This is a genomic window from Salmonella sp. SJTUF15581 (assembly GCF_043356775.1).
GTDB lineage: Bacteria > Pseudomonadota > Gammaproteobacteria > Enterobacterales > Enterobacteriaceae > Salmonella > Salmonella enterica.
On sequence record NZ_JBEUJY010000016.1, the window covers coordinates 15,018 to 28,273 of the forward strand.

Annotated in this window: 15 protein-coding genes and 1 other annotated feature; of the genes, 2 read left to right on the forward strand and 13 right to left on the reverse strand. The window is 52.6% G+C overall.

The window, feature by feature from the left end:
* Window positions 1–23 precede the first annotated feature (23 nt).
* Genes ABVN36_RS20795 through ABVN36_RS20805 form a run of 3 tightly spaced genes read right to left on the reverse strand, consistent with a single transcriptional unit; the run spans window position 24 to window position 1,793 of the window.
* The gene (locus tag ABVN36_RS20795; protein WP_000808682.1) at window positions 24–563 is read right to left on the reverse strand and encodes a septation protein A; all 540 of its coding nucleotides are present in this window, start codon (window positions 561–563) and stop codon (window positions 24–26) included.
* Between the two features lie 56 nt (window positions 564–619).
* On the reverse strand, window positions 620–1,363 hold the full coding sequence (locus tag ABVN36_RS20800) for a YciC family protein (RefSeq protein WP_023138316.1): 744 nt from the start codon (window positions 1,361–1,363) through the stop codon (window positions 620–622).
* A 25-nt stretch (window positions 1,364–1,388) separates the two neighbouring features.
* A complete protein-coding gene (locus ABVN36_RS20805) occupies window positions 1,389–1,793 on the reverse strand; it encodes a YkgJ family cysteine cluster protein (RefSeq protein ID WP_000114955.1) in 405 nt (134 codons plus the stop codon).
* Window positions 1,794–2,130: 337 nt separating this feature from the next.
* On the opposite strand from ABVN36_RS20805, the gene ompW reads away from it, so the two are divergent.
* The gene (gene ompW / locus ABVN36_RS20810; protein WP_000714799.1) at window positions 2,131–2,769 is read left to right on the forward strand and encodes an outer membrane protein OmpW; all 639 of its coding nucleotides are present in this window, start codon (window positions 2,131–2,133) and stop codon (window positions 2,767–2,769) included.
* Window positions 2,770–2,850: 81 nt separating this feature from the next.
* On the opposite strand, the gene ABVN36_RS20815 is transcribed toward ompW, so the two are convergent.
* The 10 genes from ABVN36_RS20815 to trpL form a co-directional block, all read right to left on the reverse strand.
* Window positions 2,851–3,729 (reverse strand): manganese catalase family protein, encoded by an 879-nt coding sequence (locus tag ABVN36_RS20815; RefSeq protein WP_000488354.1) that lies wholly within the window; start codon window positions 3,727–3,729, stop codon window positions 2,851–2,853.
* Window positions 3,730–3,748: 19 nt separating this feature from the next.
* A complete protein-coding gene (locus tag ABVN36_RS20820; RefSeq protein WP_001109977.1) occupies window positions 3,749–4,255 on the reverse strand; it encodes a ferritin-like domain-containing protein in 507 nt (168 codons plus the stop codon).
* A 73-nt stretch (window positions 4,256–4,328) separates the two neighbouring features.
* Window positions 4,329–4,832 (reverse strand): ferritin-like domain-containing protein, encoded by a 504-nt coding sequence (locus tag ABVN36_RS20825; RefSeq protein ID WP_001022826.1) that lies wholly within the window; start codon window positions 4,830–4,832, stop codon window positions 4,329–4,331.
* 89 nt (window positions 4,833–4,921) lie between these two features.
* The gene (locus tag ABVN36_RS20830) at window positions 4,922–5,104 is read right to left on the reverse strand and encodes a general stress protein (RefSeq protein WP_000807657.1); all 183 of its coding nucleotides are present in this window, start codon (window positions 5,102–5,104) and stop codon (window positions 4,922–4,924) included.
* Window positions 5,105–5,583: 479 nt separating this feature from the next.
* Window positions 5,584–6,390 (reverse strand): tryptophan synthase subunit alpha, encoded by an 807-nt coding sequence (gene trpA / locus ABVN36_RS20835; RefSeq protein WP_000443031.1) that lies wholly within the window; start codon window positions 6,388–6,390, stop codon window positions 5,584–5,586.
* Complete coding sequence (gene trpB / locus ABVN36_RS20840) at window positions 6,390–7,583, reverse strand: tryptophan synthase subunit beta (protein WP_000209485.1); 1,194 nt, start codon at window positions 7,581–7,583, stop codon at window positions 6,390–6,392. The genes trpA and trpB overlap by 1 nt, the downstream gene beginning before the upstream one ends.
* 9 nt (window positions 7,584–7,592) lie before the next feature.
* Window positions 7,593–8,951 carry a bifunctional indole-3-glycerol-phosphate synthase TrpC/phosphoribosylanthranilate isomerase TrpF gene (gene trpCF, locus ABVN36_RS20845; RefSeq protein WP_023138315.1) on the reverse strand — a complete coding sequence of 453 codons (1,359 nt, stop codon included), beginning with the start codon at window positions 8,949–8,951 and terminating at the stop codon, window positions 7,593–7,595.
* 3 nt (window positions 8,952–8,954) lie between these two features.
* Entirely contained in the window at window positions 8,955–10,550 is a 1,596-nt protein-coding gene (gene trpD, locus ABVN36_RS20850) for a bifunctional anthranilate synthase glutamate amidotransferase component TrpG/anthranilate phosphoribosyltransferase TrpD (protein ID WP_000763489.1), read from the reverse strand.
* On the reverse strand, window positions 10,550–12,112 hold the full coding sequence (gene trpE, locus ABVN36_RS20855; RefSeq protein WP_112324604.1) for an anthranilate synthase component I: 1,563 nt from the start codon (window positions 12,110–12,112) through the stop codon (window positions 10,550–10,552). The genes trpD and trpE overlap by 1 nt, the downstream gene beginning before the upstream one ends.
* 22 nt (window positions 12,113–12,134) lie before the next feature.
* Window positions 12,135–12,230, reverse strand: a sequence feature (Trp leader region).
* Window positions 12,207–12,251, reverse strand: coding sequence for a trp operon leader peptide (gene trpL, locus ABVN36_RS20860; protein WP_010989026.1), 45 nt, complete (start codon window positions 12,249–12,251; stop codon window positions 12,207–12,209). It overlaps the preceding feature by 24 nt.
* Before the next feature lie 121 nt (window positions 12,252–12,372).
* Between trpL and rnm the strand changes: the two genes are divergently transcribed.
* Window positions 12,373–13,254: an RNase AM gene (gene rnm, locus ABVN36_RS20865; protein ID WP_000500435.1), complete on the forward strand. Its 882-nt coding sequence runs from the start codon at window positions 12,373–12,375 to the stop codon at window positions 13,252–13,254.
* The last annotated feature ends 2 nt before the right edge of the window (window positions 13,255–13,256 follow it).

Sequence of the window (13,256 nt, forward strand, 5' to 3'; positions counted from 1 at the left end):
GGCGATGATAAGTCACGGGAGGGTTATGATTTATCTTCCTGTGGCAGATGCCGGTAGATATAGACGCCGCTCAGCAGGGTAAAAATGAGCGTCAGCGCCGTGAGTCCAAAGACCTTAAAGTTGACCCAGATATTTTGCGGCAACCAGAAGGCGATATAAATGTTAGCCAGACCGCACGCAATAAAAAACAGCGCCCACGCCAGGTTCAGCTTTGACCAGACCTGCTGCGGCAACGCCAGTTCTTTACCTAACATACGTTGGATTAACGGTTTTTTCATCACCCACTGGCTTATTAACAGCGCGCCGGCGAACAGCGCATAAATAACCGTCACCTTCCATTTAATAAATTCATCGTTATGGAAGAAGAGCGTCAGACCGCCGAAGACGGCAACCAGAACAAAGGTAATCAGCGCCATCTTCTCTATTTTCCGATAGCGCACCCAGCTATAAATCAGCACGATTGCCGTCGCGACAATCAGTGCGGAGGTCGCCGCATAGATGTCATAAAGTTTATAAAACGCAAAAAAGACAACCAGCGGTAAAAAATCCAGAAACTGCTTCATTCTTCGATTCCATCATCAACGAGCGTCGAATGCGCCGCGTAACGGCGCATTGCGGATTATTGGCGAATCAACATATACAGGCGGAATAAGTAGATAAGCAATACTGCGGAAATCAGATTGCTCAACGTATTCGCCAGTACAGCGCCTACATTTGGGGTCAGTACAGCGAAGCTGGGCGCGAACAGCAATAGCAATGTTTTAGCCAGTAACCAGCCTATCACCGCAGGCGCGACCAGTCTCATGTTAGCCCAGGCTAAACGCATACTGCTGCGCATTGCGGCAAACACGCCCATTTTCTCTTCAACCAACATCACTGGCGCAAGCGCCAGCACAATGGCCATAATAATCCCCGGAACGACAATCATCATTATACCGATTTGCACTAACAGGGTAGTCAGAAAAATGAGAATAAACAGTTTAGGCAATGCAGGGGCGCTGGCGCCGATAGCGCGCAGCGCGCTAACCCGATGTCCCGCTGAAACTAACTGAATCATCAGGATGATACCGCCGGCCAGAATAGCGTTGCCGATAAGCCCGGAAAACGTCGAGGCGGCAGAGGCGCGCAACAGGATCTGCTGCTGCTCCGGCGTCATATTTTGTACCAGCTCAAACAGGCCAGCGCTGCCTGCCAGATGTTCTCCTTCACTGAGTTGCGCGATTTGCGCATCGCTGGGTGAAAAGGCATGACCTAAGACCACCGTGATAAATGCGCACAGCAACGAAACCAGCAAGATAGTAATAAATTGATTTCGGAAAAAATTTCCGGCGTCACGGTAAACGGACTTCGCCGTGATAGACATGCACTCTCCTTGAGTTTTGCAGGTGTTAATTTGCGGGCAATTGTACCCTGGATAACTCTACAGTGGCAGCATCAGCAGTTGTATGGAAAAGCATATCTTTGTAAAGCGGCGGTAATCCGTATCGCGCGCGGGCGCGATTGCACGCCTCATTCACTTCGCCTCCTTCGCCCGATATCGAAAATTCGCGACAGGTTGAAGGGCGGTTTTCATAAATAGCGCAACTGACGTTTTCACCCGGCGTGCCAATTAGCGCTTTACAGTGCGGCTGTTTTTGGTTGGTGCCGGCCATACAACGTAAAAAAGGGGTAACAGGCTCGGTTAATGACGCCGGAACGCGTCCGCTGGCGTCGTCGCCTTCCGCCCAATAAAAGGAGACACGAAAATAGGCACAACAGGCACCGCATGTCATGCATGGGTTAAGAACGCTCATGATTCACCTGCAAAAAACTCACGTATCAATAGATTACAACGGAAATTAATCTGTCCCGCAGTGTTCGCGAATCTTAACGCCACGCGCCATTGCGGGACATTGATTACCTTAGCCAGCCTTTATCGCCAGGGCAACAGGAGCAGACAAATATTTGCATAGCGTGAATATGTCAAAATTGATCTGAACTCCTATAACCAGGATTTTCAATACAAGTTCTAAATTAATCTGGATCAATAAATGTTAAATTATAAGAACAAATGTGATCTGTGTTAGATCACTTATTACTTCATTGTGGGTATATTCATCACGCTTTTATAACCATAACGATGGAGCGGGTATGAAAAAATTTACAGTGGCGGCACTGGCGTTAACAACTCTTCTCTCAGGCAGCGCGTTCGCGCACGAAGCCGGAGAATTCTTTATGCGTGCAGGTCCGGCAACCGTCAGACCTACAGAAGGGGCGGGTGGTACGCTGGGGCATTTAAACGGGTTTGATGTGAGTAATAACACGCAACTCGGCCTGACATTCACTTACATGGCGACGGACAATATCGGGGTTGAATTGCTGGCGGCCACGCCGTTCCGCCATAAGGTGGGTACGGGCGCGACGGGCGATATCGCCACGGTCCACCTGTTACCGCCAACGTTAATGGCGCAGTGGTACTTCGGCGATTCCAGCAGCAAAGTGCGTCCTTATGTCGGCGTGGGGGTGAACTACACCACCTTCTTCGATAACGACTTTAACGATAATGGTAAAAATGCCGGGTTGTCCGATCTGAGCTTTAAGGATTCCTGGGGCGCGGCAGGGCAAGTTGGGGTAGATTACCTGATTAACCGCGACTGGTTAATTGGCGCCTCTGTCTGGTACATGGATATTGATACTACCGCCAATTATAAAATGGGCGGCGTTCAGCATCATGACAGCGTGCGTCTGGACCCATGGGTATTTATGTTCTCGGCAGGCTATCGTTTCTAATCGCGTGATGTTGTGACGAAAAAAGACCCCGCCAGGCGGGGTCAAAAAAGGACATGACACACGGATTTTACTTGTCGGAACTCACTTGTCTTCTTTCGGTTCGCCGCAGCCTAGTTCTGCGCCAGTGAGAGGATCAACGGTGGGGTCCGATTTCGTTCTTTCTGCCATCGCTTTGAGCAGCGCCATCTGCTCGCGCGGCAATTTCACTGTCGCCAGGCCATCGCCGCCATCAACAGCAGGCATCGGTTCTGCGACATAGTTGAAGTTCTCATCGCTATTCCAGCTACCTCGCGGATCGTCGCCTTGCGACATGTTGTAGTACACGTCGGTATACTGTTCTACCGGCGGTAATTTACCCGGCGGGAAGTTGTTACGAATCGAATACAGCGCCTTTTCAAAAGAGAGCTGGTGCGCGACTTCACGGGTCATTAAGAAACTGAGCGTGTCTTTTACGCCAGGATCGTCGGTCAGGTTAATCAGGCGTTCATAAATGATCTTCGCTCGCGCCTCTGCCGCGATGTTTGAGCGTAGATCGGCTGTGACTTCGCCGATAGTATCAATATAAGCCGCGGTCCACGGTACGCCGCCGGAGTTCGTCAACGCCGGGCCGCCGCCATACAGCAGAGAGGTGATATGGCTGTCATTACCATTCTGCGTCAGCGAGCGATAAAGTTCCGCTTCGCTTTCGGTACCTTCCGCCAGCTCGCCTTTAGCGCCTTTATTAAGCATTCCTACCAGTGAGCCGATAATTTCCAGATGACTTAGCTCCTCGGTGGCGATGTCCATTAACATCTCTCTACGACCGGCATCATCATCGCTTAAACCTTGCGTGAAGTAGCGGCAGGCGGCCGCCAGTTCGCCCTGCGGGCCGCCAAACTGTTCCAGCAGCAGGTTCGCTAATCCAGGATTAGGTTCGCTCACTCGCACAGTATATTGAAGTTGTTTTACGTGTCGAAACATATTGCCTCCTGCTTATTATTTATTTTTTGGCTTCAACGCCATCTGCTTCAGATCGCAGTAAAAATTGTTCCGTTGTCTGCGGAATATGTTTGATAAGCCAGTCAGCCATTTGCATTTCTTCTTTCAGAATGGCTTCAATCGTTGGAATTGAGGCAGTGTCGCCAGCTTTTTTTGCCGCCGCCAGCAGGGAGGTATAACAAGCAATTTCGAACTGCTCGAAAACATAACCGCTAATTGAGCCTTTGACAATTTCATCGGAAGGGAACATGCCACCGATAGATTGCCCCATTGCTGCCATTTTACTCATGGAGTCTTTCAACACCGAACGGGAAATGCCATTACGGTCCAACACTTCCTCGAGCATGGTAATTTGATGTTTGGTTTCACTAATATGTTGTTCAATTCTGGCTTTTATATCAGGATAATTTTCAATACGGCTGGCCATAGATTCAAGCATCGATTCTGCCTGTTTTTCCATGGCATGGGCGTCACGAAGCCAGTCATGATAATGTTCAGTATAATTCATTTTACATTCCTCAATGCGTGATAATCTGCTCCGATAATAAAATCGGAATCATGCAAGCTGATAATTAAAAATATTATTTCGATTTGCGTTCAGCACTTTTATTAACATTGCTGACTGCTAAATCGGTAAGTTTTAAATCAGTTTGTTTTTCCTCGTCGAGGGTTTCTTTGAGCAGTTTTAATGCTTTGCTATAGCCGAGCTGCTCGGCCAGGGTGGCTAGCGTGCCGTAGCTGGCGATTTCGTAATGCTCGACTTTTTGCGCCGCGGCGATAAGCGCTGCATCGCGTACTTCGTTTTTCTCCGTACTTTCGATGACTTCATTGGCTTCTTCGATCAGCCCTTCCATAGCGACGCATTTCATTCTTTTCAGTTTAATGCCAGATTCAGATTCGACGATCTGATCAATACGTTCAATCTGACCCTGGGTTTCTTCAAGATGAGATTGAAAGGCCTGGCTTAATTTTTCATTGGACGTGGCTCTGGCTAGTTTAGAAAGAGCCTTGGTTAATTGTTTTTCTGCACTATAGGTATCTGAAAGTAGATGGATAAAAAGGTCTTCAACGGTTTTGATATTCATAAATCTAATTCTCCTGGGCAAAATACTGCGAGCCAGAAGACTCGCAGATTGCTTGATAAAAGCATGTGTTATATTTACATTACAGTAAATCAGGAATTATCGGATTTACGTCCGCCGTGACTATTCTGACCACCTTTTTTACCGGCTTCAGAAGCTCGTTGCGGATCGTTTTTGAAATTCCCGCCGCTATGCTGACCGCCTTTGCGGCCCGCTTCAGATGCTTTTTCACGATTCTCGGCGAAATTTCCTGAACCACCACGATGTTCGGCCATATTATTTCTCCTGTCTCGTTGCTTGCTGAAAAAATCGGTTTTAACCGTGTCGACACCCTATTAAAATTAGTTGGTTAAACCGATTAGTCAAATTGACGGAAATAGTTGTGATTTGCCGCGTAAATAACGCACAAAAAATGGTTTAGAGATAATATATTCTATATTTTCTTTTAGAATAAGCGATTTAACAGAAAATGATTTGCATTGCTATTAATAACAAGCGTCACTATCTGCGGCCATAGAAACGTTAATGCATTGTTTATTGACATTTCTTTACATAAAGGTGGGGGAAATTGACGTGAAAACGCTAAATTTTTCGGCGTGATTAGGAGTTTTCTTAGCAAAAATTGACTTCAGACTTTTTGAAAGCTGGACGGGGAATAACACCAAAAAGATTGATGATGTACGCCTGAATCGTGATTCTGGTTCGGTGCAAACCTCTCATTAAGCCGCCAGCGTTATGCTGACGGCTTAACCCGTTATGCGCGGCTGGCGGCTTTCATCGCTGAGACAAAGGACCTGAGCTCCGCCAACATCTGTTCGGGAGACGCGTGGTTTTTCTCGATAATGTTGACAATGGCTGAGCCGGAGATAGCGCCAGCCGCCCCGGCACGCACGGCCGCAGACACCTGTTCCGGAGAGGAGATACCGAAGCCCTGTAACGCAGGCGCGGCATGGTACTCTTTAAGCTTCTCAATGAGATGATGCAACGGCAATGCGCCACGGTTTTCCGCGCCGGTGACGCCCGAACGCGAAAGCAGGTAGGTATAACCGCGGCCGTAAGATGCGACCTGGCGCAGAAGATCGTCATCCGCATTTGGCGGGCAGATGAAGATCGGCGCGATATTATGCCGTAACGCCGCCTGGCGGAAGGGGGCCGACTCTTCAACCGGGACATCTGCGACCAGCACGGAATCTACGCCAACCTGTTCACAACGGGCATAGAACGCATCTATGCCGTTATTGAACACCAGATTCGCGTACATTAGCAGGCCAATCGGAATGGTCGGGTGTTTTTCACGAATCAGCGCCAGCATTTCAAAACACTGAGCCGGCGTGACGCCAGCGGCGAAGGCGCGTAAGTTCGCATTCTGGATGGTAGGGCCATCGGCCAGCGGATCGGAGAAGGGAACCCCCAGTTCCAGAGCGTCGGCGCCAGCGTCAATCAGTGTGTCGATAATTTTCAGTGACTGTTCAATGCCAGGGTCGCCCAGAGTTACGAAGGGGACAAAAGCGCCTTCCCGGCGATCGTTGAGCTGTGCAAATAAATTTTCGTAGCGTTCCATCAGATTTCCCCTCGCGCTTTCAGGATATCGTGTACGGTAAAGATGTCTTTATCACCGCGGCCAGAGAGATTGACCACCAGCAGTTGCTCTTTTTCCGGCTGCTCGCGCATCATTTTCAGAGCGTGCGCCAACGCGTGGGAGGATTCCAGTGCCGGGATAATTCCCTCATGGCGGCACAACGTTTTGAAGGCTTCCAGCGCCTCATCATCGGTAATGGAGACATAATCCGCGCGTCCGATGCTGTTCAGGTACGCATGTTGCGGCCCAACGGACGGGAAATCGAGCCCGGCGGAAATGGAATAGGACTCTTCAATTTGCCCGTCCGCTGTTTGCATCATCGGCGCTTTCATCCCGAAATAGATGCCAACGCGACCATGTTTAAGCGGCGCGCCATGCTCGCCGGTTTCAATACCGTGACCGCCAGGTTCAACGCCTATTAGCCCGACGCTGGTATCATTAATAAAATCCGCAAACATCCCGATAGCGTTTGAGCCGCCACCGACGCAAGCGATAACGGCATCTGGCAGACGGCCCTCTTTGTCGAGGATTTGCGCTTTCGTCTCTTCGCCAATCATGCGTTGGAACTCGCGAACGATGGTGGGATAGGGATGCGGTCCTGCCGCCGTGCCGAGCATATAGTGCGCGGTTTCGTAACTACCGGACCAGTCGCGCAGCGCCTCGTTACAGGCATCTTTTAGCGTAGCGGAGCCGCTATGAACCGGGATAACCTCAGCGCCCATCAGACGCATACGGAAGACGTTCGGCGACTGGCGCTCAACGTCTTTGGCGCCCATATAGATACGGCATTTCAGACCCAGCAGGGCGCTGGCGAGCGCAGAGGCGACGCCGTGCTGACCGGCGCCGGTTTCAGCGATAATCTCGCTTTTCCCCATCCGTTTGGCCAGCAGCGCCTGACCCAGTACCTGATTGGTTTTGTGTGCGCCGCCGTGCAGTAAATCTTCGCGCTTTAAATACAACGTGGTACGCGTACCGGCGGTAATGTTCTGGCATTTCGTCAGCGCGGTGGGGCGTCCCGCGTAGTTTTTTAGCAGATCGGCGAATTGCGCCTGAAATTCAGGATCTTTTTGCGCGCTGACGAAGGCCTCTTCAAGCTGGTTCAGCGCAGGCATCAGGATCTGCGGCACATACATGCCGCCGAATTCACCAAAGTAGGGATTGAGAAGTGTTGTCATGTTTTTTCCTTAATATGCGCGCAGTGTCTGAAAAACTGAGGCCAGAAGACGAGCATCTTTGATGCCCGGCTGTGACTCCACACCTGAATTAAAATCGAGACCGGCACAGCCGACTTGCGCCGCCTGGACGCAGTTATCGGCCGCCAGCCCGCCCGCCAGTAACACATTATCCAGCGGTTGCCCCTGTAGCAGTGACCAGTCGAAGCGCTGCCCGCTGCCGCCTTGCCCATTGTCGAAAATGTATTTATCGACATGGTGATAATCGCGTGCGGGAAGGGCATTGCTAACGCTCAGCGCCTTCCAGATTTGCACATTGCGCGGCAACGCCTCGCGCAGCGCGTTGACATACGCCTGGTCTTCGCTGCCATGTAGCTGTACGGCAGAAAGCGACAGGACGGCGGCTTTCTGGCAAACATCGGCGATATCAGCGTTCTTGAAAACGCCGACATACTGCAATGGTGCGCCGCTTATCACTTCTCGCGCCTGCTCAACGCTCACCGCGCGTGGAGATGAGGGCACAAAAATCAACCCGCCATATATTGCGCCAGCGTCACAGGCCGCTTTAGCGTCCTGGGCGCGGGTCAGGCCGCAGACTTTATTCTCGCCAAACAGCACGCGACGGACGGCGGCGTTAAGATCGTCATGCGCCATTAACGCGGAGCCAATTAAAAAACCGTTGGCGAAGTGGCTCAGTTCGCGTACCTGACCATAGGTGTTAATCCCGGACTCGCTGATGACAGTCACGCCGTGGCCCAGTTTTGGCGCCAGCTGGCGGGTGCGATTCAAATCAATCGACAGATCGCGCAGATCGCGATTGTTGATACCTACCACTTTTGCGCCTAACGCTATCGCGCGCTCCCGTTCTTCGTCATTACTGACCTCCGTGAGCACGCCCATTTTCAGACTGTGCGCGACGGCGGAGAGTTGGCGATACTGTTCGTCATCCAGAACCGAGAGCATCAGTAAACAGGCATCGGCCTGATAGTAACGGGCAAGGTAGATCTGATAGGGATCGATAATAAAATCCTTACACAGAATCGGCTGCGGCGCGCTTTGGCTAACGACCGGCAGAAAATCGAAGCTCCCCTGAAAATATTTTTCGTCGGTGAGCACCGAGATCGCCGAGGCGTAATGTTGATAAATACTGGCAATACGCGCCGGATCGAAATCGTCGCGAATCACGCCTTTTGATGGCGATGCTTTCTTACACTCCAGAATAAAGGCGGTACGCGCGCCCTGGAGCGCATCATAAAAATGGCGTGTACTTGGCTGGATCTCATTTTGAAAGCTGGCCAGCGGCTGTTGCTGTTTGCGGGCTTCTACCCAAATCGCCTTGTCTGCGACGATTTTCGCTAAAACGGTTTGCATTATTTACCCTCTTGCCGCCAGTGCGGTGACTCTGTCATATGCGGTGCCGTTGCGCAGAACATCAAGCACGGTTTGCGCGTTGGCCTTGAGATCTTCCTGACCATGCAGACGCATCAGCATCGCCACGTTGGCGGCGACGGCGGCCTCATGCGCGGCATCGCCTTTACCTTGTAATAACCGCGTCAGAATGTCACGGTTTTCTTCCGGCGTGCCGCCAGCCAACTGATCCTGATGGTAAGGCGTCAGGCCAAAATCCTCCGCCGTAAGTTGATAGCTTTTAATTTCGCCGTCATGCAGCTCCGCGACAATCGTCGGCGCATGGAGCGAAACCTCATCCATGCCGCCGCTATGTACCACCGCCGCGCGCTGATAGCCCAGTACCCGTAAGGTTTCCGCAATCGGCAGCACCAGTTCCGGGCTATAGACGCCAATCAATGCCAGCGGCGGATGCGCCGGGTTGATCAGCGGGCCGAGTACGTTGAACAGGGTTCGCGTTTTTAACTGTTGGCGAACCGGCATCGCGTGACGGAATCCGGTGTGATATTTCGGCGCGAACAGGAAACAGACGCCCAGTTCATCTAACGCCTGACGTGATTTATCGGCGTTCATATCCAGATTAATACCGAACGCCGCCAGCAGATCGGATGACCCCGATTTGCTGGACACGCTACGGTTGCCGTGTTTCGCCACTTTCAGTCCACAGGCCGCTGCGACAAAGGCGCTGGCGGTAGAGATATTGATACTGTTACTGCCATCGCCGCCGGTACCAACGATATCCGCAAACAGGTAGTCCGGGCGCGGGAACGGGGCGGCATTTTCCAGCAACGCAGTGGCGGCGCCGGCAATTTCATTGGGATGCTCGCCGCGAATTTTCATGCTCACCAGCGCGGCGGCGAGCTGTTCAGGCTTAAGTTCGCCGCGGACGACCGCCGAAAACAACTGATGGCTCTCTTGTTGCGTCAGAGTTTGCGCCTGATAGAGTTTCTCCAGAATTGGCTGTAGGGTGTTGGTCGGTTCCAGCTTTTGCTGCGCCCAGGCTAATGTTTGCTCCAGTAGACGCGCACCCTGTGTCGTCAGGATGGACTCAGGATGAAATTGAAAACCGCAAACGCGATCCGCATCATGACGTACCGCCATCACCATGCCGTTGAAATGGGCGTTAATGGTTAGCCCGGCAGGAACATTACTGCCGACCAGCGAATGATAACGCGCGACCGGTAGCGGATTCGCCAGCCCGGCGAACATCGCCTGACCGTCATGTTCAATGCTGGAGGCTTTGCCATGCAGGATTTCTCCCGCCTGACCGACATAACCGCCGTAAGCTTCGACAATCGCCTGATGCCCCAGACAAATGCCGATGATCGGTAACTTGCCGCGTAGTCGGGTCAGCAGCTCCGGCATACAGCCTGCCTCGCTGGGAACGCCCGGACCGGGGGAGAGCATTAGCACCGGATTTTTCATTGTCGCCAGGCGATCGATAAGCGTCTGTGCCGGAATATGGTTACGGTAAATCACCACGTTATGACCGTTGGTCCGTAGCTGATCTGCCAGGTTCCAGGTAAACGAGTCGATGTTATCGAGCAGCAGAATATCAGCCATCAGAAGGTCTCCTGTGCATGATGCGCGGTGGCGATAGCACGCAATACGGCGCGCGCTTTATTACGGGTTTCATCGGCTTCAGACTGCGGAACAGAGTCCAGCACGATTCCGGCGCCCGCCTGTACGGTGGCGATACCGTTCTCCACCAGCGCGGAGCGGATAACAATACAGGTGTCCAGATCGCCGTGGGCGGTGAAGTAACCGACCGCGCCGCCATAGCTGCCGCGGCGCTGTCCTTCCGCATCGGCAATCAACTGCATGGCGCGTACTTTCGGCGCGCCGCTCAGGGTGCCCATGTTCATGCAGGCGCGATAGGCGTGCAGCGCGTCGAGATCGTGACGCAGTTCGCCCACCACCCGGGAAACCAGATGCATCACGTACGAATAGCGGTCAACTTTGGTCAGATCGGCAACGTAGCGACTGCCCGGCGTACAGATGCGCGCCAGGTCATTGCGCGCCAGATCGACCAGCATCAGATGTTCGGAAAGCTCTTTATGGTCGGTACGCATATCCAGCTCAATACGGCTGTCGAGATCTCTGTCCAGCGTACCATCGGCGCGGCGACCGCGTGGACGGGTACCCGCGATGGGATAAATCTCAATCTGACGGCTGGCGGCGTCATATTTCAGCGAGCTTTCCGGCGACGCGCCGAAAAGCGTGAAATCATTATCCTGCATAAAGAACATATACGGGCTGGGATTGCTCTTTTTCAGCACGTAGTAGGCAGCCAACGGCGACGGGCAGGGCTGTGAAAAGCGGCGCGACGGCACCACCTGAAATATCTCCCCCGCGCGGATGGCTTTTTGCAACTGGCGTACCACCGCGCCGAACGCGTCATCGCTCTGATTGCATTCGCAGCGCATGTCCGGCACCGGCGTGACCGGCAACGGCGGCGCAGGCTGGGTTAACTGTTGGCTAAGGTACGCCAGGCGGGCGTTCAGGCGCTGTTTTTCCCGGTCGCTGGCGGTGAACAGACTGGCCTGAATACGGGTGCTTTTTTTCTGATGGTCTATCACCATCAGCGTTTCCGCTAAATAAAAGCAGTAGTCCGGGCAGTTATTGCCAGCCTCAAGGTGTGGCAGCGCTTCAAAGCCAGCGACCAGGTCGTAGGCAAACAGACCGCCGAAAAACATAGCCTCCCGCTCGTGCGTCGGTATGTTCACCACTCCCTGTAACAGGCGGAACGCATCAAATACCGACAGAGAGCATAAACGGGCGTCTTCATCTAATAATGGGCTGACGGGCGGGAAGCGTAGAACGCGACCGGCAGGCAGGACTTCGTTCTCCACGCCAGCGGGCAGGGCGGTATCCAGTAGCGGCAATAACGAGGCGCCATTATCAGATAACGCCTGAATGGTGACAGTGTCACCTAAAGCGGTAATGCGCAGCGCGCTATCTACCAGCAGCAGGCTTTTTAAATCGTCTTTACTGTCGATATCCGCGGATTCCAGCAGCAGCGTTGCCGGGCGATCGCCGCAGACCTGATGAAAAAGCGCCGTTGGGTTTTCCCGGTAGGCGGCATCGCAGGTCAATAGTTCGAGCGTGGGTTTTGGTGTTTGCATGGTTATTCTCATTATTTTGTTCAAAAAAAAGCCCGCTTAACAGGCGGGCCGGGTATCGTTTGGCTGATTACAGCTGTTCATACACCGCCCGCTATCAGGAAGTGCGCCACCAACCGTGTAATGCAAATGTCGCTGCCATTTTAGATACCCTCTTCATGTGAACTTTCGTACTAGTTAACTAGTTCGATGGAATAATGTCAACACCTATTTCAGTATATTTGCCGGAACCGTTATGATGTACATGACATAACTTTATCTCTATGGGAGCCGCCTTGAGCGACACGAATTACGCAGTGATTTACGATCTGCACAGTCATACCACGGCGTCCGATGGACTGTTGACGCCAGAAACATTAGTACACCGTGCGGTAGAGATGCGAGTCGGCACGCTGGCGATTACCGATCATGACACCACAGCCGCGATCCCTGCGGCAAGAGAAGAAATTTCACGTTGCGGGCTGGCCCTGAATCTTATTCCCGGCGTGGAGATTTCAACGGTCTGGGAGAATCATGAGATTCACATTGTGGGTCTGAATATTGATATTGCGCACCCGGCAATGCGCGATTTTCTGGCGCAGCAGACACAGCGGCGTCAGGCGCGTGGTCGGCTCATTGCGGAGCGTCTGGAAAAAGCCCATATTCCCGGCGCGTGGGAAGGGGCATTGAGACTGGCCAATGGCGGCGCGGTGACGCGCGGCCACTTCGCCCGCTTTCTGGTGGAGTGCGGCAAAGCCGCGACCATGGCGGATGTTTTTAAAAAATATCTCGCGCGTGGGAAAACCGGTTACGTTCCGCCGCAGTGGTGTACAATAGAACAAGCTATTGATGTCATTCATCATTCTGGCGGTAAGGCGGTGTTGGCCCATCCGGGACGCTACGATCTTAGCGCTAAGTGGCTGAAAAGATTAGTGGCGCATTTTGCCGACCATCACGGCGACGCGATGGAAGTGGCGCAGTGCCAACAATCGCCCAATGAACGCACCCAACTGGCGACGCTTGCGCGTCAGCATCATTTATGGGCATCGCTTGGATCTGATTTCCATCAGCCCTGCCCGTGGATTGAGTTGGGGCGTAAACTCTGGCTGCCCGCTGGCGTTGAAGGCGTATGGCAGACATGGGAACAGCCGCAAATATCACAGTGAGG

Coding starts and splice junctions, on each gene's coding strand:
- trpA (WP_000443031.1), bottom strand. CDS start 6,390: ATGGAACGCTACGAAAATTTATTTGCACAGCTCAACGATCGCCGGGAA.
- ABVN36_RS20820 (WP_001109977.1), bottom strand. CDS start 4,255: ATGAATTATACTGAACATTATCATGACTGGCTTCGTGACGCCCATGCC.
- ABVN36_RS20815 (WP_000488354.1), bottom strand. CDS start 3,729: ATGTTTCGACACGTAAAACAACTTCAATATACTGTGCGAGTGAGCGAA.
- trpD (WP_000763489.1), bottom strand. CDS start 10,550: ATGGCTGATATTCTGCTGCTCGATAACATCGACTCGTTTACCTGGAAC.
- ABVN36_RS20800 (WP_023138316.1), bottom strand. CDS start 1,363: ATGTCTATCACGGCGAAGTCCGTTTACCGTGACGCCGGAAATTTTTTC.
- rnm (WP_000500435.1), top strand. CDS start 12,373: ATGGGAGCCGCCTTGAGCGACACGAATTACGCAGTGATTTACGATCTG.
- trpCF (WP_023138315.1), bottom strand. CDS start 8,951: ATGCAAACCGTTTTAGCGAAAATCGTCGCAGACAAGGCGATTTGGGTA.
- ompW (WP_000714799.1), top strand. CDS start 2,131: ATGAAAAAATTTACAGTGGCGGCACTGGCGTTAACAACTCTTCTCTCA.
- ABVN36_RS20825 (WP_001022826.1), bottom strand. CDS start 4,832: ATGAATATCAAAACCGTTGAAGACCTTTTTATCCATCTACTTTCAGAT.
- ABVN36_RS20805 (WP_000114955.1), bottom strand. CDS start 1,793: ATGAGCGTTCTTAACCCATGCATGACATGCGGTGCCTGTTGTGCCTAT.
- trpB (WP_000209485.1), bottom strand. CDS start 7,583: ATGACAACACTTCTCAATCCCTACTTTGGTGAATTCGGCGGCATGTAT.
- trpE (WP_112324604.1), bottom strand. CDS start 12,112: ATGCAAACACCAAAACCCACGCTCGAACTATTGACCTGCGATGCCGCC.
- ABVN36_RS20830 (WP_000807657.1), bottom strand. CDS start 5,104: ATGGCCGAACATCGTGGTGGTTCAGGAAATTTCGCCGAGAATCGTGAA.
- ABVN36_RS20795 (WP_000808682.1), bottom strand. CDS start 563: ATGAAGCAGTTTCTGGATTTTTTACCGCTGGTTGTCTTTTTTGCGTTT.